Source organism: Inquilinus limosus (assembly GCF_002195995.1).
GTDB lineage: Bacteria > Pseudomonadota > Alphaproteobacteria > DSM-16000 > Inquilinaceae > Inquilinus > Inquilinus limosus_C.
The window spans coordinates 19,046-44,397 of the sequence record NZ_NHON01000052.1; the positions used below are offsets into that span (position 1 = coordinate 19,046).

Genomic DNA, 25,352 nt, shown 5'->3' on the forward strand with positions numbered 1-25,352 from the left:
GGAAGCGGTCAGAGGTCGTTTGGAAATGCGCTGATGCGAGTCGGCTGGCGGTGGTTTCGAGAACCGGCGCGCAGCGGACGTTAAAGTCCGTGAGCACCGGAAGCGCAGAAACCGCCGTCAGACGGCCGCAGCAGTAGCATTTACAAGCGACCTCTCAAGGATCGAGCGAGACCCAGTACGTGCCGGTGAACGGCACGGCCAGGAAGCGGCGGTTGATCTCCGCCAGCGTCGCCGCGGGGTCGAGGTCGCCGAACAGCTCCGGCCGGATCCAGCGCGCCATCGCCTCGATGCCGACGATGGCCAGCGGGCCGCCATTGAAGAAGTTCCACAGCGCATGCACCCGCCCCTGGCGCATTGCCGCCAGCCCGGCCAGGCCGGGCCCGGAGGCCAGCGCCGCCAGCTTCGCCCGAGCGACCGCCGCATCCACCCCGCTGCCGATGCTGATGCTGCCGGCCTGGTCGAGCTGCGGCAGGCCGGTGGCGATGTAGACCTCCGGGTCCGCCGCCAGCACGTATTCCGGGTCGAGCTGGCCGCCATTCGGCGTCGGGAACCGGTCGGCGCCGATGTTGCGGCCACCGACGAGCGTGATGACCTCGCCCAGGCTGCCGCTGCCGGCCGACCAGCAGCAGGCCCACAGGCCGGGATAGGCGTGCAGCATCACCCGCGGCCCGGGCGGGGCGCCGGCCATGCGGTCGCGGATCCGGCGCAGCCGCTCCTCGCTGAAGGCGATGAAGGATTCCGCCGCCTCCTCCCGCCCCAGCGCCCGGCCGAGCAGCCGCAGGCTGGGCGCGGTGTGGGTCAGCGGCGACTGGTAGAAATCGACGAAGATCACCGGGATGCCGGCCTGCTCGAAGGGCGCGGCGACGGCCTCGGGGCTGGTCGCCGCCGCCTGCCAGGCGCTGAAGATCGCCAGGTCCGGTGCCACCGCCAGCGCCTTCTCCATCGAGAAGGTCTCGCCGCTGCCCAGACCGACCACCGGCAGCTCCGCCACCGCCGGGAAGCGCGCCCTGAACAGGGCATAGGTCGCCGGGTCCTGCTTCTCCAGGTCGCCGCCCCAGCCGGCCAGCCGCGACACCGGGTCGGGGTCGAGCAGCGCCAGGGTGATCAGCTGGAAGCCCTCGGCCAGCAGGATCCGCCGCGGCTCATGCCCGATCGTCACCGTCCGGCCGAGGATGTCGGTGACCGTGCGCGGCCATTCGGCCCGGGCCGGCAGCGCCGCCATCAGGGCCAGCAGCAGCGCCGCCCACAGCGCCCGGCGCCTCACCAGTTGTAGCCCAGGGTCAGCTTCACCACGCGGCCGTCGCCGTAGTAGCAGGCGGTCGGGCTGCTGCAGCTGGCGACATAGGTGCGGTCGAACAGGTTGGAGGCGTTCAGCGCGACCCGCCAGTTGTCGCGGCCGTAGCTGACCGCCGCGTCGAACACGGTGGAGGCCGGCACCTTCAGCGTGTTGGCGGCATCGGCATAGCTGGCGCCGACATAGCGCACGCCGCCGCCGAGGCCGACGCCCTCGAGGCTGCCATGCTGGACCTTGTAGTCGAGCCACAGCGAGCCGAGCTCCTGCGGCACGCCGATCGGCACCTTGCCCTTGTCGACGTCGTTGCTCTTGGTCACCTCCAGGTCGTAGCGGGTGTAGGAGGCGACCAGGCTCAAGCCCTCGGCCAGGCTGGCATTGGCCTCCAGCTCCACGCCGCGGGACCGGACCTCGCCGGTCTGCACCTGGTTCAGGATGTTGTTCGGGTCGGTGGTGGTGGTGTTCTCGCGCCGCAGGTCGAACAGGGCGGCGGAGAAGAAGCTCTCCATCCCCTCCGGCTGGTACTTCACCCCGACCTCGATCTGGTCGCCGGTCTCCGGATCGAACGGCCGGCCGTAGAAATTGGTGCCGACCACCGGGTTGAAGAAGGTCGAGTAGCTGACATAGGGGGCCAGGCCGAGCGCCGATTTGTAGAGCAGCGCGATGCGGCCGGTGAAGGCGCCGTCGCTGGAGGTGGTGCTGGTGTCGTTCAGATGGTTGTCGATCGAGGAGGTGACCCAGTCGTAGCGGCCGGTCGCGGTCAGGAACCACTGGTCGTCCCAGCTGATCTGGTCCTGCACATAGACGCCGAGCTGGCTCATCACCTGCCGGTTGAGGATGTAGCGCGAGGCCTTGCCGGGGATCTGGCCGTAATGCGGATGGACGATGTCGAGCGGCGCGGCCGGGCCCGACGCCTGGTCGTCATCGATCTGGTAGCGCTTGTAGTCCAGCCCGACCAGCGCGGTGTGCTGCAGCGGCCCGGTGTCGAACCGCGCCTCGGCCTGGTTGTCGACGGTGACGAAATTCACCTCGGGCCGGGTCTGGTAGTTCAGGCGGGCCAGCTGGGTCTGCGCCGCATCGGCATAGCCGACGCCGAACATGCCGTCATGGAACAGGTCGAGATGGGCGAAGCGGAAGTTCTGCCGCACCGTCCAGGTGTCGTCGAAGCGGTGCTCCAGCTGGTAGCCGATCATCGCCTGGTTGCGGACGAACTTGTCGTAGCCCGGCTCGCTGGTGAACAGGTCGCGCGGGATGCGGCCGAAGCCGGCCCGCTTCACCGTGCCGACATAGGGCAGGAAGCCCTGCGCCTGGTTCAAATCGTCATGCTGATAGCTGGCCAGGATGGTCAGCGTCGTGTCCTCGTTCGGCTTCCAGGTCAGGCTGGGGGCGATGAAGCCGCGGAAATCCTCGGCCTTCTCGGTCTCGGTGCCGCCGGAATGGACCAGCGCGGTCACCCGGTACAGCCACTGGCCGTCCTGGTCCAGCGGGCCGCCGATGTCGAAGGCGCCGAAGGCGCGGCCGTGCTCGTCGATGCCGGCCTCGGCCGAATGCAGCGTCTCCTCCGGCGGCCGCTTGCTGACCAGGTTGACCAGGCCGCCCGGCGACCCGCCGCCATAGAGGAAGGAGGACGGGCCGCGCAGCTGCTCGATCCGCTCCAGCCCATAGGGCTCCGCCCGCCAGCCGGCCAGGGCGGTCGAGAACAGCGACAGCCCGTCCCGGAACAGCCCGTCCTGATAGGCCCGGAAGCCGCGGATATAGAACCAGTCGAAGCGGGAGTCGGTGCCGAAGGGCTGGGCGCGCACGCCGGGGGAATAGCGCAGCGCCTCGTCCACGGTGCGGACCGCCTGGTCCTCCATCTGCGGCCGGCCGATCACCGAGACCGAGGCCGGCGTCTCGATCAGCGGTGTGTCGGTCTTGCTGCCGGTGGCGCTGCGGCCGGCGACATAGCCGTCGACCGGCCCCCAGGCCGTGCCGCCGGCGCCGGTGACGACGATCGGGTCCAGCGTCAGCCCGCCGCCGGCCGCATCGCCGCCCGGCACCCGTTCCAGCGTCACCGTGTCGGCGCCGGTGAAGCGCCAGGTCAGGCCGGTGCCGGACAGCAGGCGGCGCAGCGCCTCGTTGCGCGGCATGGTGCCGGTGACGCCGGGCGAGGCTTCGCCGCGCGCCAGCTCCGCCGGATACAGCAGCTGCAGCCCGGCGGCGTCGCCGAACTGGGCCAGGGCGGCGGCCAGCGGCCCGGCCGGGATGTCGAAGCGCGTCGCCGGCGCCGCCTGCGCCACCACGGTGTCCGCCTGGCCGAAGGCGGCGGCGGGCGCCAGCGCCGTGCAGGCCAACAGCATCACGGCCAGCCCGGCGCCTCGATTCCGGGCCGACATCCCGCCCGCCCTGCCCGGCAAGGCCGTCCGATCACTCTGCATCATTGTCCCACGCGTCGCGTCCGAGTTAGGAGTGAGACGCAATCGCGCCGCCCTCGCCGAGATGACGGATCGGCCCTGCCGCCCCCTCACCTCGCGGATCGAAAAAAGTTCAGGCCGGCCGCAGCACGACCAGGTAGCGGGTCAGCGACACCACGCGCACCGGCAGGGTGCGGGTGATGGCGTCGAGCGCCGCGTCGGGGTCGGAGACGTCGAAGATGCCACTGACCCTGAGCTCGGCCAGCGCGCCGTCGGTCATCGCCACCGTGCCGCTGCGATAGCGCCCGAGCTCCGCCACCACCTGGCGCAGCGGCCGGTCCTCGAACACCAGCTTGCCGCGCCGCCAGGCAGTCTCGGCCTGGCCCCCGGCCCGGCGCACGGCGCCGAGCCCGGCGGGGCCGTAGGACACCTGCTCGCCGGCGGCGACCCGGGCCTCCGCCACGCCGTCGGCCCCTGGCGCGGTGACCGACACCGCGCTTTCCGTCACCGCCACCGTGACCTCGCCGGCCCAGCGATGGACCACGAACTGGGTGCCGAGGGCGGTGCTGCGACCCGGCCCGGCGGCGACGCGGAACGGCCGCGCCGGATCCTTCGCCACGGTGAACAGCGCCCGGCCGCGGTCGAGCGAGACCTGCCGCAGCGAGTCCGAGAAGGCCAGCGACAGGGCCGATCCGGCGTCGAGATCGACCCGCGTGCCGTCTTCCAGCATCACCGTGCGCAGCTCGCCGGTGCCGGTCCAGATGTCGCTGGTGAGGGCCGCCGGCAGCCCCGTCACCGCCACCGCCCCGCCGAGCCCGGCGAAGGCCAGGCCGCCGGCCAGGACCCGGCGCCGGCCGAACAGCGGCGCCTTGGCCCGTGATGTCGCGCGGGGCCGCGGATCGGGGATGCGGCCGAGATCCGCCCACAGCCCGGCCAGGGCATCGATCTCGCGGCCATGCGCCGGGTCGGTGGCCAGCCAGGCCTCGAAGGCGGCGCGGTCGGCGGCCGAGGCCTCGCCGGAATGGATCCGGACGAACCACTCTAATGCCTGATCCCGGGCGGCGGGCTGGAGATCCATGGTCATGTCTTCGGTCGTTCGCGGCGGTGCCCGTCAGCAAAGACGAGTCCGCCGGGCCCTTCCCTCACCTTCCGTCAGTCGAGCAGGTCGCGCATGCGGTCGCGGCAATGGGCCAGGGCCTTCATCACATGCTTCTCCACCATGCTCTTCGAGATGCCGAGCCGCGCGGCGATCTCGCCATGGCTCAGCCCGTTGAATTTGTGCAGCAGGAACACCTCCCGGCATTTCGGCGGCAGCTCCGCCACCGCCCGCTGCAGCAGTTGCAGCCGCTGGCGGTGGTCCAGCACCGCATCCGCGCCCGGCGCGTCGCAGGGGCGGTCGTCGCCGAGCTCGGCCGGCGCCAGGGTGCGGGCGCGGGCGGCGTCGCTGCGCAGCCGGTCTTTCGCGAGGTTGTCGGCGATGCGGAACAGATAGGCCTGGGGGTTCTGCAGCTCCGGCACCGCCTCGGCCCGGTGCAGCCGCAGCCAGGTGTCCTGGGCCACGTCTGCCGCCGCGCTGGGGCTGCCCAGCCGACGGGTCAGATGGCGCAGCAGCTCCTGGTAATGGTGCGTCAGCAGCACCAGCAGCGAGGACCGGTCCTGCTCGGCCATCCGACCTTGATTTCACCCCCGGAACGAGACCGGCGCGACCTTAGTTCAAATGCAAATCATTCGCAATTGCGGATTTAGCCCCCGTGGTCATTCGCTTCTGAGCCCGTTTGAGAATGCGCTGGTGTGAGTCGGCTGGTGGTGGTTTCGAGAACCGGAGCGCAGCGCACGTTGGTGCGTGAGCACCGGAAGCGGAGAAACCGCCATCAGACGGCCGCACCAGGTGCATTATCAAATGGGCTCAGTTCCCCCAGGTCCGTTCCAGCACCCCGAACCAGTTCTCGGTGCCGAGCTTGCGCAGCAGCGCGTCATCGTAGCCATGGGCGCGCAGCGCCTCGAACAGCCGCGGCAGCCCGGCCACGTCCTTGATCGCCGCCGGCACCGTGGCGCCGTCATAGTCGGAGCCCATGCCGACGCCGTCCTCGCCCAGCCGCTCGATCAGCGCGTCGAGGTGCCGGACCATGACCTCCAGGTCGGTGTCGGCGTTCATCGACCCGTCCGGTCGCAGGAAGGCGGTGGCGAAGTTGAGGCCGACCATGCCGCGGCTCTCGCGGATCGCGTCGAGCTGCCGGTCGGTCAGGTTGCGGGCATGCGGGCAGACCGAATGGGCGTTGGAATGGGTCGCGACCAGCGGCGCCGAGGACAGCTCCGCCACGTCCCAGAAGCCCTTCTCGTTCAGATGCGACAGGTCGATCAGGATGTGGCGGTCATTGCATTCCCGCACCAGCGCGCGCCCTGCATCGGTCAGGCCAGGCCCCGTGTCCGGCGTGCTCGGGAAGGTGAAGGGCACGCCATGGCCGAAGGCGTTCGGCCGGCTCCAGACGATGCCGAGCGAGCGCAGCCCGGCGGCATGGAGCAGGTCGAGCATCCGGAAATCGGTGTCGATCGCCTCGCAGCCCTCGATGTGGAACACCGTGGCCAGCGAGTCGCGGGCGATGGCGGCGCGGATCTCGCCGACGCTGCGGCAGACGCTGAGGCCCCCCGCCCGCTCCAGCCGCAGCAGGATCGACGCCATGGCGATGGTCGAGGCCTGGGCGTCGGCCAGCCCCAACTCCGCCGGCAGCGGCACGGTGTAGCTGCCGCCCTTCATCCGGTCGATCGGGCTGCCGGAGTTCTGCACCGGCGGCGGGAAGATCGCGAACATGCCGCCGACGAAGCCGCCTTTTCGCGCCCGCGGAAGGTCGAGATGGCCGGTCGCGGTGCCCTCGATGAAAGCCGCCTCTGCCGAAGCGGCATGGGACTTCAGGAGGCGCAGCAGGACGTCATTATGCCCGTCGAAGACAGGAGTAAGCGCAGGCTCGGTCATCAGGAGTCCATCGTCTCGGGAGCGCGGCCGGGTCGGCCGGATGTCCGCGAGTTGAGCAGCCCCGGCGCACCCTGGCAAGGCATCATGGCTCGCCCAGCCGCCGGGCGGCGACGCGCAGCTCGGCGCCCAGCACGTCGAGGAAGGCGCGGGTCTTCGGCGCCAAATGCCGGGCCGAGGGGAACACCGCCTGGACCGGCGAGGCCGGCGACTGCCACCCCTCCAGCACCCGGACCAGCCGGCCGGCCGCCAGGTCCCCGGCCACGTACCAGATCGACTTCAGCACGATGCCGGCGCCGGCCAGCGCCGCCTCATGCGCCACCTCGCCGTCATTGCTCATGATCGCGCCGGAGACGGCGACCTCGACCGGCGGCGCGCCCGGGCGGACAAAGCTCCATTCCGTCATCGGCGGGTCGCCATAGACGATGCAGGCGTGGCCGGCCAGATCCGCCGGCGTCTCCGGCCGGCCGTGCCTGGCCAGATAGTCGGGGGCGGCGCAGGCCACCCGCCAGTTCGGCGCCAGCTCCCGCGCCATCAGCGTGCTGTCGGGCAGCGCCGCCTGGCGGATGGCGATGTCGAGGCCGTCCCGCACCAGGTCCAGCACCGCGTCGGTGGCGGTCACCTGCACCCGCACTTCCGGGCAATCCGCCTGGAACCGGGCCAGGATCGGGGCGATCCAGCGGCGGGCGAAGGCGGCCGTGGTGGTCACCCGCAGCAGGCCGCGCGGCCGGCCGTCGCCGCCCACCGCCTCCTGCGCCGCCTCCAGCTCCGCCAGGATGCGCAGCGCCCGCTCGTGGAAGGCAGCACCCTCCTCCGTCAGGCTGAGCCGCCTTGTGGTGCGCTGCACCAGCCGGGCGCCGAGCGCCGCCTCCAGCCGCGCCAGCCGCTTCGACACCACCGCCAGCGACAGGCCGAGCTCCCGCGCCGCACCCGACAGGCTGCCGGCGGCGGCGATGCGGGCGAAGACGGCGATATCGGCCAGGTTCTCGATCGCACCCATTCTCAACGATCCGGAAAGAGTGGTTCTCCACGGACGAGTATTATTTCCAGAACGCGGAGGGTCCAGATCTTCGCGACGACCGGCCGAAGGGGCCGGCGGCGATGGAAGGAGACGGGCGATGGGCGATCTTTCAGGCCAGCGCGTGCTGGTGGTGGGCGGCAGCTCCGGGCTCGGCCTGGCGACGGCGCAGGCGGCCGCCAGGCTGGGTGCTACGGTGACCGTGGCCTCGCGGTCGCAGGAGAAGATCGACGCGGCGGTGGGGGCGATCGGAACCGGTGCCGAGGGCCGGGTGCTCGACACCACCTCGGACGCCGCGGTCGAGGCCTTCTTCGCCGGCGGCACGGTCTACGACCATGTCGTGGTCACCGCGGCCCAGACCAAGGCGGCGGCGGTGCGCGAGCTGCCGCTGGCCGACGCCTTCGCCTCGATGAACTCGAAGTTCTGGGGCGCCTACCGCGTCGCTCGCGCCGCGCCGATCCGCGACGGCGGGTCGCTGACCTTCGTCACCGGCGTGCTGGCGATCCGGCCGCGCAAGGGCGCCGCGATCCAGGGCGCGATCAATGCCGGGCTGGAGGCGCTGGCCCAGGGCCTGGCGCTGGAGCTGGCGCCGGTGCGGGTCAACGCGGTCTCGCCCGGCCTGGTGGTGACGCCGCTCTACGACCGCATGGCCGCCGAGGCGCGCCAGGCGATGTACGACCGCGCTGCGGCAACGCTGCCGGCCGGGCTGGTCGGCCGGCCGGAGCATATCGCCACCCAGATCCTGGCCTTCATCGCCAACCCTTACGCCACCGGCAGCACCGTTTATATTCATGGCGGCAGCGCCCTGGTCTGACGGCCGGCCCTTTCCGCCTCACGGAGCTCACCCATGAAGATCGACCTGTCCGGTAAGTCCGCCCTCGTCACCGGCTCCACCGCCGGCATCGGCTTCGCCATCGCCCAGGGGCTGGCGGCCGCCGGGGCGGAGGTGATCGTCAACGGCCGCAAGCCCGCCGCGGTGGCGGAGGCGATCGGGCGGATCGGCCAGGCCGTGCCCGGCGCGACGCTGCGCCCGGCGGTGGCCGACGTCTCCACCGCCGCCGGCTGCGCCGAGCTGGTCGCGGCGGTGCCGGAGGCCGACATCCTGGTGAACAATGTCGGCATCTTCGAGATGAAGGAGTTCTTCGACATCCCGGACGAGGACTGGCTCCACATCTACGACGTCAACGTCATGTCCGGCGTGCGCCTGTCGCGCGCCTACATGAAGGGCATGCTGGCGCGGAACTGGGGCCGGGTGGTGTTCATTTCCTCCGAATCCGGCCTGAACATCCCGACCGAGATGGTGCATTACGGGGTCACCAAGACGGCGCAGATCTCCCTGGCCCGCGGCCTGGCCAAGCTGACCCGCGGCACCGGCGTCACCGTCAACTCGGTGCTGCCGGGCCCGACCATGACCGAAGGCGTCGGGGAGTTCCTGCGCGAGGTGGCGAAGGAGTCGGGCAAGTCGATCGAAGACGCGGCGACCGACTTCGTCCGCACCCATCGCCCGACCTCGATCCTCGGCCGCATGGCGACGACCGAGGAGGTCGCCAACATGGTGGTCTACGCCGTCTCGCCCCAGGCCGCCGCCACCAACGGCGCCGCCCTGCGGGTGGATGGCGGCGTGGTCGATGCGCTGACCTGAGAGCCCGCCCGATATCGCTACTGGTGCGGCCGTCTGACGGCGGTTTCTCCGCTTCCGGTGCTCACGCACCAAACGTGCGCTGCGCTCCGGTTCTCGAAACCACCGCCAGCCGACTCACACCAGCGCGATCTCGGACGGGCTCTGACTTAAGGCATGAGCCCGCGTTTGGCCGTCGCCGCCGCGGCGGAAGTCGCGCGGCGACCGGCCCGTCTCCTTCGTGAACAGCCGGGAGAAATAGGCCGGGTCGTTGAAGCCGAGGGCATAGGCGGCCTCGGCCACCGGAGCGTTGGTGTAGAGCAGCAGGCGCTTGGCCTCGAGCAGCAGCCGGTCCTGGATCAGCCGGGCCGGCGGCGCGCCGGCCACCCGGCGGCAGGCGGCCCAGAGCTGCTTCGGGCTGACCGCCAGGGCCCGGGCATAGTCCTCGACCTCGTCATGGGCGCGGTAGCGCTGCTCGATCCGCTCGCGGAACCGGGCCACCAGCAGCGCCTGCGGGCCGGGCGCCGCCCGCTCCCCCTCCCCGGCCTGCGGCGCCAGGCGCAGCACCTCGACCAGGATGCCGACCAGCAGCGCCTCCACCGCCGCGGCGCGGCCGGGCGCCAGCCAGGCCAGCTCGCGCGACAGCCGGCCCAGGCTGGCGCGCAGGAAGCCCTGGTCCGCGACCGGGATCACCGCCAGCGCGGCGAAGAGCGGCCGGAACTCCGGCTCGCGCCGCACCAGCTCGCGCAGATAGGCGTCCGACACGGTGAGGACCGAGCCGACCGTCTCCGGCTCGAAGTCGAAGCCGTGCACCAGCCCGGCCGGCACCAGCAGCAGGCAGGGCGCCGGCAGCCGGATCGACCGGCCCTCGGCCCGCACCACGCCGCCGCCGCGGGTGAAGTGGAAGACATGGTTCAGGTTGACGTGGGAATGGGCCCCGATGGTCCAGTCGCTGGGCCGGCTGCGATCCTCCAATGCCTCCAGATGCAGGAAGCGGTCATCGACCGTCCGCGGCGCCTCGCCATAGAGGAAGAAGCTGGGAATCGTCGGTGTCTGCATGGCGGCATGGCCCTGTGAGCGCCGGCCTCGCCCGGCCGGCCCGGGAAGAAATGTCCAAGTTTTACGCGGTCGCGTCCATGGCTTTCCGCGCCGCCGCGCCTAGCCTTCCCGGAACGACAGGCGAGGGCCCCATGCGCACCCAGATCGCGATCATCGGCGCCGGACCAGCAGGCATGGTCCTGGCCCATCTGCTGCACCGCGCCGGCATCGACGCCGTGGTGCTGGAGCGCCGCAGCCGCGACTATGTCGAGGGCCGGGTCCGCGCCGGGGTGCTGGAGCAGGGCACGGTCGACCTGCTGGACCGGCTCGGCCTCGCCGACCGGCTGCGCCGCGAGGGCCTGCCCCATGCCGGCACCAACCTGGCGGTCGACGGCGAGATGTTCCGCATCGACATGCAGGCCCTGACCGGGTCCTGCATCACCGTCTACGGCCAGCAGGAGGTGATGCGCGACCTGTTCGACGGCGCCGGGGACCGCGGCCTGCGGGTGGCGTTCGAGGCCGGGGACGTGGCGCTGCACGATATCGACACCGGTCACCCCTTCGTCACCTGGCGACAGGACGGCGCCGAGCAGCGCCTGGACTGCGACTTCATCGCCGGCTGCGACGGCTTCCACGGCGTCAGCCGCGGCTGCATCCCGGAGGGCGTGCGGCGGGAGTTCGAGCGGGTCTACCCCTTCGGCTGGCTCGGCGTGCTGGCCGAGGTGCCGCCGGCGCATCACGAGCTGATCTACGCCAACCACGAGCGCGGCTTCGCCCTGGCCAGCATGCGGTCGGCCCAACGCAGCCGCTACTATGTGCAATGCCCGCTGGACGACCGGGTCGAGGACTGGCCGGACGACCGGTTCTGGGATGAGCTCTGCCTGCGCCTGGGCCCGCAGGCGGCGGTGGTGCGCGGCCCGTCCTTCGAGAAGAGCATCGCGCCGCTGCGCAGCTTCGTGTCCGAGCCGATGCGCCACGGCCGGCTGTTCCTGGCCGGCGACGCCGCCCACATCGTGCCGCCGACCGGCGCCAAGGGGCTGAACCTGGCGGTGTCCGACGTGGTCATGCTGGCCGAGGCCTTCGAGGAGTATTACCGCGATCACTCGGCCGCCGGGATCGATGGTTACTCCGTCCGTGCCCTGGCCCGGGTGTGGAAGGCGGAGCGCTTCTCCTGGTGGTTCACCGGCCTGACCCACCGTTTCCCCGACACCGGCCCGCTGGAACGCCGGCTGCAGCGGGCCGAACTGGACTACATCCGCAACTCCCGCGCCGCCCAGACCGTGCTGGCCGAGAACTATGTCGGGCTGCCGATCGTGTGACGCGCTGCCGAAGCGCCTTTCCGCCCCCTCACCGTCATTGCGAGGAGGCGAAGCCGACGAAGCAATCCAGGGGCCACGCCAAACCGCCCTGGATTGCTTCGCTGCGCTCGCAATGACGACGGTGGCGGTTGCGAGAGGGTATCTCCCCAATCCTCAGTCCGCATCCGCCAGGATCATCCCGGCGCCCTTCTCCGCCACCATCATGGTCGGGGCGTTGATGTTGCCGGCGGTGACGTTGGGGAAGATCGAGGCGTCGACCACGCGCAGGCCCCGCAGCCCGTGCACCCGCAGCCTTGCATCGACCACCGCGGTCGCCGCATCCGGCCCCATCGCGCAGCTGCCGCACAGATGGTAGATCGAGCCGCTGTTGGCCCGGAACCAGTCCAGCACCGCGTCGTCGCTCTCGGCGCCGGCGGAGGGCGGCATCTCCTCCGCCGTGATCGCGGCCAGGCTCGGCGCCGCCATGATCCGGCGGGCCAGCCGGCTGCCCTGCAGCACCTCCGCGATGTCGCGGTCGGTCGACAGGTAGTTCGGCCGGATCTTCGCCGCCACCGCCGGGTCGGGCGAGGCGATGGCGATCTCGCCCCGGCTGGTCGGCCGGCAGGAGTTGAAGGCCAGCAGGAAGCCCGGATAGGGCTCCGGCTTCAGCCCGGCCTTCGGGCTGTCCGGAATGCGGTAGGACAGCGGGTTGAAATACATCTGGATGTTCGGCCGGGGCTCGTCCGGCGCGCCGCGGAAGAAGCCGCCCGCCTGGTTGACGCTCATGGCGAAGGGGCCTTTGCGGGTCAGCAGGTATTGCAGCCCCAGCCGGGCCTGGCCCCAGGGGCTGCCGAAGATCCCGTTCAGCGTCGGTACCCGTGACCGGTAGTAGAAGCTGGCGCAGAGATGGTCCTGCAGGTTGCGGCCGACCGCCGGCAGGTGATGCGAAACCGCCACCCCGGCCTGGGCCAGCTGGGCGCCGTCGCCGATGCCGGAGAGCTGCAGCAGCTTCGGCGTGTCGACCGCGCCGCAGGCCAGGATCACCTCGCGCCGGGCCGTGACGATCCGGGTCTCCGCCCCCTGCCGGATCTCGACGCCGGTGGCGCGGCCGGTGCCGTCCAGCACCACCCGCAGGGCCAGGGTGTCGCGCTCGACCGTCAGGTTGCGACGGCCCAGCACCGGGCGCAGATATTCGGCGCTCGACGACGACCGCCGGCCGTCGCGGGTGTTGACGTCATAGACGCCGGCACCCTCGATCGAGGCGCCGTTGAAGTCGCTGGTGGCCGGCAGCTGCAGCTCGCGGCAGGCGGCGAGATAGGCGTCGGTCACCGCATGGGTGCCGCCGCGCATCGGCGTGACATGGATCGGCCCGTCGCCGCCATGCCATGGCGAGGCACCGCCGGCATGCGTCTCCAGCTTGCGGAAGGCCGGCAGCACATCGTCATAGCCCCAGTCGGGGTTGCCGGCCGCCGCCCAGTCGTCGAAATCCGCCGCGGCGCCGCGCACGAACACCATGGCGTTGATCGAGCCGGAGCCGCCCTGCACCTTGCCGCGCGGGACGTAGATTCGCCGGTTGCCCAGCGCCGCCTCCGGCTCCGACCAGTACATCCAGTTGACCCGCGGGTTGGTGTAGCTGCGGGCGTAGCCGACCGGGATGCGGAACCAGAAGGAATCGTCGCGGCCGCCGGCTTCGAGCAGCAGCACGCTGTGCCGGCCGCTCTCGCTCAGCCGCGCCGCCAGGATGCAGCCGGCCGAGCCGGCGCCGACGATGACGTAGTCGTGGGTCATGAGGCGCCGCTCACCCCCGCGCCGGGGCGAACTGCTTCACGTCGGCGGGCTCGGGCGCCATCTGCAAATGCAGCCGGTCGCCGGTGTAGGGCGTGTGCCTCGCCACCACCTCCAGGTTCAGCTCCACCCCGAGCCCCGGCTCGCGCGACGGGATCAGGTAGCCGTCGTCGAAGGCCAGCGGCGTCTTCAGGATCTCGCCGTGGAAGCCGCCATAGTCGAGGATCGATTCCTGGATCAGGAAGTTCGGCGAGCAGGCGCCGACCTGGATGCTGGCGGCGGCAACGACCGGGCCGCAATACACATGCGGCGCCAGCTGGGCGTAGTAGGCCTCGGCCATCGCGGCGATCTTCTTGGTCTCCAGGATGCCGCCGACCCGGCCGATATCCGGCTGCAGGATCGAGGCGGCGCCGAGCTCCAGCACCCGCTGGAACTCGTATTTCGTGCACAGCCGCTCGCCGGTCGAGATCGGGATCGAGGTGGCGCGCGCCACCTCGGCCATCGCCGCCTCCTGCCCCGGCGGCACCGGCTCCTCGAACCACAGCGGGTCGTACGCCTCCAGCCGCTTGGCCAGGCGGATGGCCGAGGACGGCACCATCTGGCCGTGGGTGCCGAACAGGATATCGGCGCTGCTGCCCACCGCCTCGCGCACCTTGCGGCAGAAAATCTCGCAGCGGTCCATCACGCCGAGCGAGACCTGGTGCCCGGAATAGGCGGTGTAGGGGCCGGCCGGATCGAACTTCACCCCGGTGAAGCCCATCCTGACCATCTCGACGGCGCATTCGGCGGCCAGGTCGGGGTCGTTGAAGTCGAACTCCCCGGCCGCATTCTTCGGGTAGAGATAGGTGTAGGCGCGCAGCTTCTCGTGCACCAGCCCGCCGAGCAGGTCATAGACCGGCCGGCCGGCCGCCTTGCCGATGATGTCCCAGCAGGCCATCTCCAGCCCCGAGACGATGCCCATCATCGTCGGGTCGGGCCGCTGGGTGAAGCCGCTGGAATAGGCCGACCGCCAGAACCGCTCGATCCGGTGCGGGTCGTGGCCTTCCAGGTGGCGCTGGAAGACGTCCGCGATCAGCGGCACCATCGCCTGGGGGTGGAAGGCGGTCGAGTAGATCTCGCCGACGCCCTCGATGCCGTCATCGGTCTTCAGCTGCACGAAGATCCAGTACATGCCGCCGACATGCGGCGGCGGGACGGCGACGACATGGGTCTGGAGCGATGCGATCTTCATGCGGCGGCCTTTCGCTGGGGCCGGCGCCCGGCGCGTCGCGGCCCCGGCCATGATGGATCGGCGGCCTTCCCCCATCCAGACCGGCGGCGACGGAAAATCCCGTGCAAACGACGTCGCCTCCCGGCCCGTCACACGCGGGTGGCCGGTCTGTCATCACCCTGTCATGCTCCGCCTCTAAGGCAGCATCCGGGGGGACCACACCGGACCAATCTTCGGGGGGCAGCATGATCCATCGCCGTCAGATCCTTTCGGCCGGCGTCGCCGCCGGCGCCATCGCCCTGGCGCCGCGGCGCCAGGCCTACGCCGCCGCGACGCGGATCGACGTCTACACCGCCAGCGACGCCAATGTGTCGGACTGGTGGACCAACACGCTGAAGCCCGCCTTCGAGGCCGCGCATCCCGATCTCGAGATCAATGTCGTGATCTCGCGCGGCGCCGGCAGCGGCGGTGTCGTGGCGATCGCCGACCGGGCGTTGGCGGCGCTCAAGGCAGGCGCCGACCCGCAGGTCGATTTCTTCGAGCAGCACGACCCGCGCCTGCCCAAGGACGGCATCGAGGCCGGGCTGTGGATCCGCCTCGACGCAGGCGCCGTTCCCGGCTATGGCCGGGTCAACCCGCTGGCGGTCGAGACGCCCTACGGCCTGCCCTATCGCGGCTCCCAGGTCGTGCTGGCCTATGATTCGGACAAGGTGGCCGAGGCCGAGGTGCCGAAGGACTGGCCCGGCCTGGTCGCCTGGATCAAGGCCCATCCCGGCCAGTTCATCTATGGCCGGCCGGACAAGGGCGGCTCCGGCCGCAACTTCGTGGTCCGCGCCATCCACGAGGCCAATGGCCGCGACCCGGCGCAGTTCATGGTCGCCAACTACTCGAAGCAGGCGGCGGAGGAGCGGCTGCCCAAGGCCTGGCCGCTGCTGAACGACCTGGCCCCGTCGCTGTACGAGAAGGGCGCCTATGCCGCCGGCAACACCCCGACGCTGCAGCTGCTGGCCAGCGGCGCGGTGTCGATGATCCCGGCCTGGTCCGACCAGGCGCTGCAGGGCATCGCGCAGGGCGTGCTGCCGCCGTCGATCAAGCTGTTCCAGCTGCAGGATCTCGCCCTGTGCGGCAGCTTCGCCGATGCGGTCGTGCCCAGCAATGCGGCGCACAAGGACGCCGCCCTGGCCCTGGCCGACTTCCTGCTGACCGACGCGATCCAGGTCTCGGTCGTCAAGGATCTGGGCGGCTTCCCGGGCGTCGATTGGGCCAAGCTGCCGGCCGAGCTGAAGGACCAGTTCGCCGCGGTGATCCCGAAATCGATCCCGACCTATCCGGGCGGCGACTGGGAGGCGGCGATGAATGACGGCTGGTACCGCAACGTCGCCCCCAATATCGACCGGGCGAAGTGACCGAACGGGCCGCCCCGTCCCTGCGCGCGACCATGGTCCGGCAGCAGGCCCTGGGCCTGCTGCTGGTGGCCGCGCCGGTGCTGCTGGTCGTGGCGCTGGTGCTGGTGCCGGCCCTGTCCGCGATCCTGGCCACGCTGCGGGTCGAGGTCGACGGCCGCAGCGTGCTGTCGCTGGCGAACTACGCCGATTTCTTCGCCGACCCGCAGAGCCGCCGCAACCTCGGCTTCACCCTGTGGACCACGGCGGTGGCGACGGCGCTGCTGCTGGCCCTGTGCCTGCCGCTGGCGCTGTACCTCCGCTTCGCCACCGGGCGGCTGCCGGCGGTGGTGCAGGGCATCGCCGTGTTCCCGCTGTTCGTGCCCGGCATCATCGTCGCCTATGCGCTGATCCGATCGATCGGGCCGAACGGCCTGCTGGCCACGATCCTCGCCGCCTTCGGCATCGGCGGCTATGTCTCGCCCTATCTCGGCCCCTGGGGCCCGGTGATCGGGCTGGTGTGGGAAGGCGTGCCGCTGACCCTGCTGGTGCTGCTGTCCGGCCTGGCCCAGGTGCCGCTGCCGGCGATCGAAGCGGCGCGGGACGTCGGCGCCGGGCCGGTCCGCATCCTGGTCAGCATCGTCCTGCCGCTGATCCGCAACTCGCTGCTGATCGCCTTCGCGCTCGAATTCCTCAACATCTTCGGCGCCTTCACCCTGCCCTATCTGCTCGGCCCCGCCTCGCCGGAGATGATGGGCGTGTACATGCAGCGCACCTTCAGCGACGTGCGCGACCCGATCGCCGCCCAGACCCAGGCCGTCGTCACCTTCCTGATCTGCGCCGCGGTCGGCGTGCTGTATGTCCGCGCCATCTCGAAGTCGCGTGCCCGGGGCGCGCCGTGACCGCCGCCCGGAGCCTCGTCCGCCGCCTGCCCGGCCCGCTGCTGGCGACGGTGCTGGGGGTGGCGATCATCGTGCCGATCGCCACCGTGTTCCTGTGGGCCTTCGCCGAGGCCTGGCGCTACCCGGCGCTGCTGCCGACCCAATGGGGCCTGCGCTTCTGGGACATGACCCTGGCCCGGGCCGATGTCTGGTCGGCACTGCGCACCTCGCTGGCGCTGGCGGTGACCGTCACCGCCATCTCCGCCGCGATCTGCCTGCCCGCCGCCTACGCCTTCGCCCGGCTGGACTTCCCGGGCAAGCAGCTGCTCCTCCTGTCCTTCCTGGCGACCCAGGCCTTCCCGAAATTCGGCCTCTATGTCGCCATCGCCGCCATCTTCCTGCAGCTCGGCCTGGTCGGCACCTTCGCCGGCGTCGCCATCATCCAGGTGCTGAACACGCTGCTGTTCATGATCTGGATCCCGGTCGCCGCCTTCCAGAACGTGGACCGAAGGCTGGAGGAGGCGGCCCGGGACGTCGGCGCCGGCCCGTTCCGCACCTTCTGGCACGTCACCCTGCCGCAGGCCGGCCCGGCCATCGCCGCGGCGCTGCTGCTGAGCTTCGTCGGCACCTTCTACGAGACCGAGGGCGCCTGGCTGATCGGCGCGCCGACGGTGCGGACCATGCCGATCCTGATGATCTCGCTGATCAACAACCAGCTGGTGATCCAGTACGGCGCGGTGCTGTCGGTGCTGCTCTGGGTCCCGTCCTTCGTCGCGCTCCTGTTCGCGCGCAACATCCTCAGCGCCCGCACCATCGCGCGCGGGCTGGGAGCCTAGCATGGCCACGCTCGCGCTCGACCGCCTGACCAAGCGCTTCGGCGAGACCGCCGCGGTCGACCGGGTGTCGCTGGCCATCGGCGATGGCGAGCTGGTCTGCCTGCTCGGCCCGTCCGGCTGCGGCAAGTCGACCGTGCTGCGCATGATCGGCGGCTTCGAGACGCCGAGCGACGGCCGGATCGCCATCGACGGCGCCGATATCGGTGCCCTGCCGCCGAACCGCCGCCCGACCGGCATGGTGTTCCAGAGCCACGCGCTGTGGCCGCACATGACCGTGTCCCGCAACATCGCCTTCGGCCTACGCCTCAGGCCGCTGTCGCGTGGCGAGGTCGACCGCCGGGTCGACGGCGTGCTGGAGCTGGTCGGGCTGGCCGGCTACGGCAACCGCTATCCCGGCCAGCTGTCCGGCGGCCAGCAGCAGCGCGTCGCCATCGCCCGCTGCGTCGTGCTGGAGCCGAAGATCCTCTTGATGGACGAGCCCTTCTCCGCCCTCGACGCCCATCTGCGGGTGCGGCTGCGCGAGGAGGTGCGGGCGATCCAGCGCCGGCTGGGCCTGACCACCGTCTTCGTCACCCATGACCAGGAGGAGGCGATGACCCTGGCCGACCGCATCGTGGTGATGAAGGACGGGCGGATCGAGCAGGTCGGCCGGCCCGGCGAGATCTATGCCCGGCCGGAGACCGAGTTCGTCGCCGGCTTCATCGGCACCATGACCCTGGCCGGGGCGCGGGTCGAGGCCGGCCGCCTGCGCTGGCAGGGCCTGGCGGCGCCCTGCGACCTGCCCGACGGCCCCTGCACCCTGGCGCTGCGGCCGGAGGATCTGGTTCCCGTCCCCGCCGGCACGCCCGACACCGTGGCCGGCCGGGTCGCCCGGCTGGTCGATCTCGGCGCCGTGCGGATGGCCGATGTCGACATCGGGGGCGGCGCCGTGCTGAAGCTGCAGCTCGGCCGGGCCGACGGCATCGCCGAGGGCGCCGCGGTGACGCTGCGCCCCGCCCGCTGCGCGGTGTTCCGCGCCGGCGAGCCGGCCCGCCACCTGACCCTGGCCGAACCCGCCCGGAAACCGGAGCAAGCCCATGCCTGACGGCATCGCGATCATCGCCGACGGCCATACCACCCGGCTGAAATGGCACCGGCTGCAGCGCCGGCCCGAGGACATCCCCTTCACTCCGGCCCGGCTGCGCGAGGGCATGGCGCTGGGCACATCGATGGAGGTGGATCTGCGCCGCCGCGCCGATGGCGGCTTCGCCTGCCTGCATGACGATACGCTGGACCGCGAGACCACCGGCCATGGCCCGGTCGCGGTCGCCGGCGTCGCCGACCTGCGCGCCCTGTGGATGCGCGGCAAGGACGGCACGCCGGCCGGGGAGCGGCTGCTGCTGCTGGAGGACCTGGCCGAGCTGGCGGCGGCCGGGGCCGATCCCGCCACCCTGGTCCAACTCGACCTCAAGGAGACGGATGCGGTGCTGGACGGCCGCAGCGTCGACGCCTTCCGCGCCGCGCTGGCGCCGGTGGCCGGCCGCTTCATCCTGAGCGGCGGCGACTGGGCTGCGGTGCGACGCCTGGGCGCGGCGGTGCCCGGGCTGCGCCTGGGCTTCGACCCCTGCGACGACGACACGCTGGGGACGCTGGTCACTGCCACGGATGCCGGGCGCTTCATCGCCGCGGCGCTGGACCGGGCGCCCGAGGCGGCGATGATCTACCTGTCATATCCGATCGTGCTGCGCGCCGACGCGCTGGGCGTCGACCTGATCGCCGCCTGCCACGCCGCCGGCAGGACGGTCGACGCCTGGACCCTGAACCCCGACCATCCGGGCGCCGCGGCCGCGCTGGCCCGGCTGGTGGCGCTGCGCGCCGACCAGATCACCACCGACGCCCCCGGCGTGCTTGAGGCGATGTTCGGGGCGGCACAGCGACCCTAGGCGGAACCCATCGCGTCCCTCCGCATTGCCATGCAGAGGGACACGGACGGGAACCGCCGATGACCGAGACCATCGACCGCTGGCTGGACTGGTTCCAGGCCCAGCTGCCCTGGATGCCGGCCTGGGCGATCAGCCTCGGCCTGCTGGCCCTGGCCGTGGTGGTCGCCAGGGCCGTCCACCGCATCCTGTTCCGGATCGCGACCGGGATCGTCGCCGGCAAGGACCTGAAGGACCTGTTCTGGCGGTCGCTGGTGTCGCGGACCGAAGGGCCGACGCGGCTGGCGGCGATGATCGTGGCGATCTCGGCCACGGCCACCATCGCGCCGCTGACCGATGGCCAGCTCGGCATCGTCCGCCAGATCCTGCTGCTGGCCTTCATCGCCCTGCTCGGCTGGGTGGCGCTGACCGCGCTGCACATCTGGATGACCGTCTATCTGCGCCGCTTCACCCTCGACGCCGAGGACAACCTGCTGGCGCGCAAGCACGTCACCCAGACCCGGATCCTGCGCCGGGTCGCGGCGGTGCTGATCGTGATGGTCACCCTCTCCGCCGCGCTGATGACCTTCGAGGAGGTGCGGCAATACGGCATCAGCCTGCTGGCCTCCGCCGGCGCCGCCGGGCTCGTCATCGGCCTGGCGCTGCAGCCGGTGCTGAAGAACGTCTTCGCCGGCATCCAGCTGGCGATGACCCAGCCGATCCGCCTCGACGACGCCATCCTGGTCGAGAATGAATGGGGCAATGTCGAGGACATCACCTCGACCTATGTCGTGGTCCGGCTGTGGGACTGGCGGCGGCTGGTGCTGCCGCTGAGCTATTTCATCGAGAAGCCGTTCCAGAACTGGACGCGCGAGAGCTCGGCCCTGATCGGCAGCGTCTTCCTCTATCTCGACCACACCGCGCCGGTGGAGGAGATGCGGCGCAAGCTGGACGAGATCGCCAAGGCCTCGCCGCTGTGGGACCGCCAGGTCGCCGGGCTGCAGGTCACCGACTTCCGCGAGCAGGTGATGGAGGTCCGCATCCTGGTCAGCGCCCGCACCTCCGGCCGCACCTTCGACCTGCGCTGCGAGGTGCGGGAGAAGATGATCGGCTGGCTGCAGCAGGCCCATCCGCACGCCCTGCCCCGCTGGCGCGGCGAGGTGCAGGAAGCCCAGGAGGCGGTGCTCCAACGGGCGGGCAGCCGGGGCTAGAGCAGGGTCGGTCTTGACGTTCCTCGCGTTGCCTCTCCCGCCTGGCGGGAGAGGTCGGGCGCCCGCAGGGCGACCGGGTGAGGGCTGGTCCCGGCCTCGACAAACTCCCCTCACCCGGAGCCGCTTCGCGTCTCCGACCTCTCCCGCAAGCGGGAGAGGCAACGCAAAAGTCCGATTCCGGATCAGTTGGCTTTAACTGCCGCTCAGCAACCCGACCAGCCACGGATGCAGCCCGGCATTGGCGCCGAGCACGGCGCCGGTCGCCGGGATCGGGCCGCCGTCGAAGCCGGTGGCGACGCCGCCGGCCTCGCGCAGCACCAGCACCGCGGCGGCGTAGTCCAGCGGCGAGAGGCCATCCTCGAAGAAGGCGTCGTGCCGGCCGGCGGCGACATAGCACAGGCTGAGCGCGGCGGAGCCGAGCCGGCGCACCCCGGCGGCGCGGTCGATCACCGCCCGCAGCGCCCGGTGATAGGCCTCGACATCGATGCTGCGCACCTGGCCGGGGATCGGCAGGCTGGCGCCGACCAGCGCCTCCTCCGGCGCCACCGCCCGGTCGATGCGCAACCGGCGGCCGTTGAGGAAGGCGCCATGGCCGCGCTCGGCGACGAAGGCCTCGCCCAGGCTGGGGTCCAGCACCACGCCGGCCGCCGTCTCGCCGCCCTCGACCAGGGCGATGGCGATGCCGAAGAAGGGCATCCCCCAGGCGAAGTTGGTGGTGCCGTCGATCGGGTCGACCAGGAAGGTGCCGGCGCCCTCGCGGCCCCCCTCGCGCCGGATCGCCGTGCCCTCCTCGCCGGTGATGGCGTGGTCCGGGAAGGCGGCGGACAGCGACGCCGCCACCGCCGCCTCGGACCGCCGGTCGGCGGCGGTGACGAAGTCGCGCGCGCCCTTGCGCTCCAGCGCCGCGCCCTCCCAGCGCCCGGCATCGGCCCGGAGCGTCCGGATCGCCTCGGCCCCGGCCAGCGCCGCCGCCAGCATCCGCCAGCTGCGGTCGGTCGGGGCCAGGGCGGCGGTGTCGGCGGGCAGCGCGGGCGGTCGAAGCATGGCGGGTCTCGGCGTGGGATCGTGGCTCCTTATCCCATGCGGCCCGCAGGTGGCCAAGGCGTCGAATCTCGCTTGCCATGTTCTTTTTTTGTTCCTAACATCCGCCATCGCCTTTCCTCGGGGATCGAGCATGGCGGCCCGTAACAGCTTCATCGACTTCCTGCGCGACCAGATCGCGCCGCTCGGCCCGATCACGCCCCGGCGCATGTTCGGCGCGACCGGCCTGTTCTGCGAGGGCGTGATGTTCGGCGTGGTGGCGGAGGACGCCCTGTATCTGCGGGTGGACGACCACAACCGTGCCGCGTTCAAGGAGGCTGAGAGCCACCCGCCGCTCAGCTACGAGAAGCAGGGCCGCGTCATCGACCTGTCCTTCTGGCGCGTGCCGGACCGGCTGTTCGACGAGCCCGACGAGCTGATCGACTGGGCCCGGTCGGCGCTGGCCGCCGCGCACCGGGTCGCCGGCTCCCGCGCCCGGTGACCGGCCATGCAGCTGTCCCTCGCCCTCGACGACGATCCGCCCCTGCCCCGCATCCGCGACCGGCTGCTGGCGCGGCTCGGGCCCCGGCGCGGCGCCCGGCGCCGCGACCCGGTCAGCCAGCTGGTCCGCAGCATGCTGGGCTCCAAGACCCGGGATGAGGTGTCGCTGCGCGTGTTCCGGGAGCTGCGCCGGCAGTACCCGTCCTGGGACTGGCTGTGCGAGGAATCGCCCCGCGCGGTGCTGCGCATCATCTGGCCGGTGAACCTGGCGGATGCGAAGGCCGGGCAGCTGCCGCAGGCCCTGCGCATGATCGTCGCCTGCACCGGCCGCCTGTCCCTCGACCACCTGGCGGATCTGGACGAGGAGGCGGCGATGCAATGGCTGCGCCGCCTGCCCGGCGTCGGGTCGAAGATCGCCGCCGCGGTGCTGAACTTCAGCACGCTGCGCAAGCGCGCCTTGGTGGTCGACCGGCACCTGCTGCGGCTCGGCGGCCGTCTGGGGCTGCTGCCCGTCGATGCCGATTTCGACGCCGGCCACGAGTTGCTCATGCGCCAGCTGCCGGAGGCGTGGGACGCCGAGGACCTGGCCGAGCTTCACCGGCTGATGAAGCTGCTGGGCCAGACCGTCTGCACCGCCCACGCCCCGGCCTGCGACGGCTGCCCGCTGCGCGACCTGTGCCCGCGCAGGGGAGTATGAAGTTGTCGGCCCGGTGATTGTCATTGCGAGGAGGCGAAGCCGACGAAGCAATCCAGGGGCCGGTGCGCACCGGCCCCTGGATTGCTTCGCTGCGCTCGCAATGACGGTTCGGTCAGCCCGCCTTGGCCGACGCTTTCAGCATGTCGCCATGCACCGCCTTCAGCTTCTCGACCTTCGGCGTCGAGACCGCGCGGATATAGGGCTGGTTCGGGTTCCGGGCGGCATAGTCGTGATGGTACGCCTCGGCCTCGAAGAAGGCCTCCAGCGGCACCACCTCGGTCGTCACCGGCGCGTCGAACAGCCGGTCGCGTTCGATCTGGGCGATATAGGCCTCGGCCACCTGCTTCTGCGCCTCGTCGGCCGTGAAGATCGCCGAGCGGTACTGGCGGCCGACATCGTTGCCCTGGCGGTCCTTCTGGGTCGGGTCGTGCGCGATCGAGAAGAACAGCTTCAGGATCTGGCCCAGGCTGATCGTGCCGGCGTCGTAGGCGACCTCGATCACCTCGACATGGTCCGTGGTGCCGGTGCAGACGGTGCGATAGTCGGCTGTCTCGCGGGTGCCGCCGGCATAGCCGGGCCGCACCGACAGCACGCCGTCCAGCTGGCTGTACACGGCCTCGGTGCACCAGAAGCAGCCGCCGCCCAGCACGATCGAATGGCGGCCCTGCTGCGGCGGGTCCAGCTCGGGGGCGGGGAAGGTCCAGGGATCGATCTTCAGGGCCATGGCATGTCTCCGGCGGCCGGACGCGGCCGCGACTGCGTTGCTTCCCAAAGGATGAGATCGCGCCCCCGGCGGGACAAGCCCCCCGGCCGTCAGGGCAGGCTTGAGACGCGCCAGGCCCAGCGCCGGCCGTCATGGCTCAGCTCGGTGACGCCGAGCGGCGCGATGTCGATGCGCCAGAAGGACGAGGCCGGGGCCTCCAGCACATGCAGGAGCGCGCCCCGGATCACCGCCGCATGGGTGACGGCGACGCCGTGGCCGCCGTCGCCGGCCCGGGCGTCGAGCCAGGCGGCGGCCCGGCGCAGCAGGTCCGACAGCGCCTCGCCGCCATGCGGGGCGGCGTCGGGATCGGCCAGCCAGGCGATGACGCCCTCCGGCTCCTCGGCCTGGACCTGCTCGAGCCGCCGGCCGGCCCAGCGGCCGTGATCGGCGTCGCGCAGCGCCGGCTCCGCCGCCGCGTCGAGCCCCAGCGCCGCCGCCGTCTGCCGCGCCCGCAGCGCCGGGCTGGTCCAGGCCCGGTCGGCCCGCCGGATCGCCGGCTTCAGCGCGGCCGCGCGCAGCAGGGCGCGGTCCTCCAGCGGCTCGTCGGCCGGGAACGCCCCGGACCGGGTGGCGGCGGTGGCGCCGTGGCAGATCAGGGTCAGTCGGGTCGGCATGCCGAGGACGCCCGCCTGGATGCGCTATCGCTTGCGCACGAATTCCGTGCGCAGGACAAGGCCCTTGATCCCCTCGGTGCGACAGTCGATCTCCTCGACGTTGTCGGTGAGGCGGATCGACTTGATGACCGTGCCCTGCTTCAGGGTCTGACTGGTTCCCTTCACCTTCAGATCCTTGATGAGAGTCACCGAATCGCCATCGGCAAGGGCGTTGCCGGCAGCGTCGCGGACCACGAGCCGATCCGTGCTGGCGGCCACCTCCGCGGCCGGACGCCACTCGCCGGTCGCCTCGTCGTAAACATACTCGTCGTTCTCGTCGGCCACATTCGCCTCTGTCGTCAGCAAGGTCTTTTCCCGATCGGCCCGGTGCCCGGCAAGCGCTGCAAGGTTCGATCCGCAGGATGGTCCCGGCGGCGCCGCTTATAGCACCCCGCCCAGACCGGGCGATATCCGCGACAGAAGACCCTTTCACCCTGCGCAGCAGGACGCTCCGTGCCCTCGGCGAAACCGCCCGCCGGCAGAGCGGCTTCGATTGACAGAAGCCGGGCCGCGACCCATGCTGCGCCGGTTCGCCATGGATGCGGAAGCCGGTGCAATTCCGGCACGGTCGCGCCACTGTGACCGGGACGGCGTCTTTGATGCTGGTCCGGGAGTCAGACCCCGTCATGGCCCGGGTGCATATCAACGGGACGCGAATCCCAGGGGAGCGCTATCATGTCCGACCTTACCGCCGCACGTCCCATTTCCGTTCCCGTCGGACCGATCCCGGTCGGCGAGGTGCTGCCCTGGGCGGTGTTCGCCGGGCTGATCCTGCTGCTGGCGGTGTATTTCGTCGGCGCCGAGCAGGGCGCGACCTCCCTCTTCTCCGGCAGCTATGTGCACGAATTCGTGCATGACGGCCGCCACCTCCTCGGCTTCCCCTGCCACTGA

The 25,352-nt window shown here is 71.4% G+C and carries 25 protein-coding genes and 1 riboswitch; of the genes, 12 read left to right on the top strand and 13 right to left on the bottom strand.

Features of this window, described 5'->3' with window-relative positions; all coding sequences use genetic code 11:
• Positions 1 to 154: 154 nt before the first annotated feature.
• The 6 genes from BWR60_RS23465 to BWR60_RS23490 form a co-directional block, all read right to left on the bottom strand.
• The gene (locus tag BWR60_RS23465; RefSeq protein ID WP_230983157.1) at positions 155 to 1,264 is read right to left on the bottom strand and encodes an ABC transporter substrate-binding protein; all 1,110 of its coding nucleotides are present in this window, start codon (positions 1,262 to 1,264) and stop codon (positions 155 to 157) included.
• Positions 1,261 to 3,666, bottom strand: a complete 2,406-nt coding sequence (locus BWR60_RS23470) for a TonB-dependent siderophore receptor (protein ID WP_179221917.1) — start codon at positions 3,664 to 3,666, stop codon at positions 1,261 to 1,263. Before BWR60_RS23470 ends, BWR60_RS23465 begins: the two co-directional genes overlap by 4 nt.
• A gap of 151 nt (positions 3,667 to 3,817) precedes the next feature.
• Entirely contained in the window at positions 3,818 to 4,768 is a 951-nt protein-coding gene (locus tag BWR60_RS23475; protein ID WP_088153478.1) for a FecR family protein, read from the bottom strand.
• A gap of 68 nt (positions 4,769 to 4,836) precedes the next feature.
• Complete coding sequence (locus BWR60_RS23480) at positions 4,837 to 5,352, bottom strand: sigma-70 family RNA polymerase sigma factor (protein WP_088153480.1); 516 nt, start codon at positions 5,350 to 5,352, stop codon at positions 4,837 to 4,839.
• 238 nt (positions 5,353 to 5,590) lie between these two features.
• Positions 5,591 to 6,655, bottom strand: coding sequence for a dipeptidase (locus tag BWR60_RS23485; RefSeq protein WP_088153482.1), 1,065 nt, complete (start codon positions 6,653 to 6,655; stop codon positions 5,591 to 5,593).
• Between the two features lie 82 nt (positions 6,656 to 6,737).
• Complete coding sequence (locus BWR60_RS23490; protein WP_088153484.1) at positions 6,738 to 7,652, bottom strand: LysR family transcriptional regulator; 915 nt, start codon at positions 7,650 to 7,652, stop codon at positions 6,738 to 6,740.
• Between the two features lie 118 nt (positions 7,653 to 7,770).
• Between BWR60_RS23490 and BWR60_RS23495 the strand changes: the two genes are divergently transcribed.
• Both BWR60_RS23495 and BWR60_RS23500 read left to right on the top strand, forming a co-directional pair.
• Positions 7,771 to 8,484 (top strand): SDR family oxidoreductase, encoded by a 714-nt coding sequence (locus BWR60_RS23495; protein WP_088153486.1) that lies wholly within the window; start codon positions 7,771 to 7,773, stop codon positions 8,482 to 8,484.
• A gap of 33 nt (positions 8,485 to 8,517) precedes the next feature.
• Entirely contained in the window at positions 8,518 to 9,312 is a 795-nt protein-coding gene (locus BWR60_RS23500; RefSeq protein WP_088153488.1) for an SDR family NAD(P)-dependent oxidoreductase, read from the top strand.
• A gap of 114 nt (positions 9,313 to 9,426) precedes the next feature.
• Here BWR60_RS23500 and BWR60_RS23505 read toward each other — a convergent pair whose 3' ends face one another.
• Complete coding sequence (locus BWR60_RS23505) at positions 9,427 to 10,347, bottom strand: helix-turn-helix domain-containing protein (protein ID WP_088153490.1); 921 nt, start codon at positions 10,345 to 10,347, stop codon at positions 9,427 to 9,429.
• A 131-nt stretch (positions 10,348 to 10,478) separates the two neighbouring features.
• Here BWR60_RS23505 and pobA point away from each other — a divergent pair, with 131 nt between their 5' ends.
• Entirely contained in the window at positions 10,479 to 11,645 is a 1,167-nt protein-coding gene (gene pobA / locus BWR60_RS23510) for a 4-hydroxybenzoate 3-monooxygenase (RefSeq protein ID WP_088153492.1), read from the top strand.
• A 153-nt stretch (positions 11,646 to 11,798) separates the two neighbouring features.
• On the opposite strand, the gene BWR60_RS23515 is transcribed toward pobA, so the two are convergent.
• Both BWR60_RS23515 and BWR60_RS23520 read right to left on the bottom strand, forming a co-directional pair.
• A complete protein-coding gene (locus BWR60_RS23515; RefSeq protein ID WP_088153494.1) occupies positions 11,799 to 13,412 on the bottom strand; it encodes a GMC family oxidoreductase in 1,614 nt (537 codons plus the stop codon).
• Positions 13,413 to 13,422: 10 nt separating this feature from the next.
• Positions 13,423 to 14,640: a mandelate racemase/muconate lactonizing enzyme family protein gene (locus BWR60_RS23520; RefSeq protein ID WP_088153496.1), complete on the bottom strand. Its 1,218-nt coding sequence runs from the start codon at positions 14,638 to 14,640 to the stop codon at positions 13,423 to 13,425.
• 224 nt (positions 14,641 to 14,864) lie between these two features.
• On the opposite strand from BWR60_RS23520, the gene BWR60_RS23525 reads away from it, so the two are divergent.
• Genes BWR60_RS23525 through BWR60_RS23550 form a run of 6 tightly spaced genes read left to right on the top strand, consistent with a single transcriptional unit; the run spans position 14,865 to position 20,827 of the window.
• A complete protein-coding gene (locus BWR60_RS23525) occupies positions 14,865 to 16,025 on the top strand; it encodes an extracellular solute-binding protein (RefSeq protein WP_088153498.1) in 1,161 nt (386 codons plus the stop codon).
• Positions 16,022 to 16,903, top strand: coding sequence for an ABC transporter permease (locus BWR60_RS23530; RefSeq protein ID WP_218823641.1), 882 nt, complete (start codon positions 16,022 to 16,024; stop codon positions 16,901 to 16,903). The genes BWR60_RS23525 and BWR60_RS23530 overlap by 4 nt, the downstream gene beginning before the upstream one ends.
• Positions 16,900 to 17,718: an ABC transporter permease gene (locus tag BWR60_RS23535; protein ID WP_088153500.1), complete on the top strand. Its 819-nt coding sequence runs from the start codon at positions 16,900 to 16,902 to the stop codon at positions 17,716 to 17,718. Before BWR60_RS23530 ends, BWR60_RS23535 begins: the two co-directional genes overlap by 4 nt.
• A 1-nt stretch (position 17,719) precedes the next feature.
• Positions 17,720 to 18,802 carry an ABC transporter ATP-binding protein gene (locus BWR60_RS23540; RefSeq protein WP_088153502.1) on the top strand — a complete coding sequence of 361 codons (1,083 nt, stop codon included), beginning with the start codon at positions 17,720 to 17,722 and terminating at the stop codon, positions 18,800 to 18,802.
• Complete coding sequence (locus BWR60_RS23545; protein ID WP_088153504.1) at positions 18,795 to 19,640, top strand: glycerophosphodiester phosphodiesterase; 846 nt, start codon at positions 18,795 to 18,797, stop codon at positions 19,638 to 19,640. The genes BWR60_RS23540 and BWR60_RS23545 overlap by 8 nt, the downstream gene beginning before the upstream one ends.
• A 59-nt stretch (positions 19,641 to 19,699) precedes the next feature.
• Positions 19,700 to 20,827, top strand: a complete 1,128-nt coding sequence (locus BWR60_RS23550) for a mechanosensitive ion channel family protein (protein WP_179221918.1) — start codon at positions 19,700 to 19,702, stop codon at positions 20,825 to 20,827.
• 192 nt (positions 20,828 to 21,019) lie between these two features.
• On the opposite strand, the gene BWR60_RS23555 is transcribed toward BWR60_RS23550, so the two are convergent.
• Entirely contained in the window at positions 21,020 to 21,871 is an 852-nt protein-coding gene (locus BWR60_RS23555; RefSeq protein WP_088153506.1) for an inositol monophosphatase family protein, read from the bottom strand.
• Between the two features lie 130 nt (positions 21,872 to 22,001).
• Here BWR60_RS23555 and BWR60_RS23560 point away from each other — a divergent pair, with 130 nt between their 5' ends.
• Positions 22,002 to 22,349 carry a TfoX/Sxy family protein gene (locus tag BWR60_RS23560; protein ID WP_088153508.1) on the top strand — a complete coding sequence of 116 codons (348 nt, stop codon included), beginning with the start codon at positions 22,002 to 22,004 and terminating at the stop codon, positions 22,347 to 22,349.
• Positions 22,350 to 22,355: 6 nt separating this feature from the next.
• Positions 22,356 to 23,045, top strand: coding sequence for an endonuclease III domain-containing protein (locus tag BWR60_RS23565; RefSeq protein ID WP_088153510.1), 690 nt, complete (start codon positions 22,356 to 22,358; stop codon positions 23,043 to 23,045).
• A gap of 112 nt (positions 23,046 to 23,157) precedes the next feature.
• Here the strand turns inward: BWR60_RS23565 and msrA are convergent, their stop codons facing one another.
• The 3 genes from msrA to BWR60_RS23580 all read right to left on the bottom strand — a co-directional run bounded on the left by msrA (position 23,158) and on the right by BWR60_RS23580 (position 24,767).
• Positions 23,158 to 23,769 carry a peptide-methionine (S)-S-oxide reductase MsrA gene (gene msrA / locus BWR60_RS23570; protein WP_088153512.1) on the bottom strand — a complete coding sequence of 204 codons (612 nt, stop codon included), beginning with the start codon at positions 23,767 to 23,769 and terminating at the stop codon, positions 23,158 to 23,160.
• A gap of 89 nt (positions 23,770 to 23,858) precedes the next feature.
• On the bottom strand, positions 23,859 to 24,422 hold the full coding sequence (locus tag BWR60_RS23575; RefSeq protein WP_088153514.1) for a histidine phosphatase family protein: 564 nt from the start codon (positions 24,420 to 24,422) through the stop codon (positions 23,859 to 23,861).
• Positions 24,423 to 24,446: 24 nt separating this feature from the next.
• A complete protein-coding gene (locus BWR60_RS23580) occupies positions 24,447 to 24,767 on the bottom strand; it encodes a zinc ribbon domain-containing protein YjdM (RefSeq protein WP_230983158.1) in 321 nt (106 codons plus the stop codon).
• 188 nt (positions 24,768 to 24,955) lie between these two features.
• A riboswitch (cobalamin riboswitch) is annotated at positions 24,956 to 25,104 on the top strand.
• A 32-nt stretch (positions 25,105 to 25,136) separates the two neighbouring features.
• Here BWR60_RS23580 and BWR60_RS23585 point away from each other — a divergent pair.
• Entirely contained in the window at positions 25,137 to 25,352 is a 216-nt protein-coding gene (locus BWR60_RS23585) for a CbtB domain-containing protein (protein ID WP_088153516.1), read from the top strand.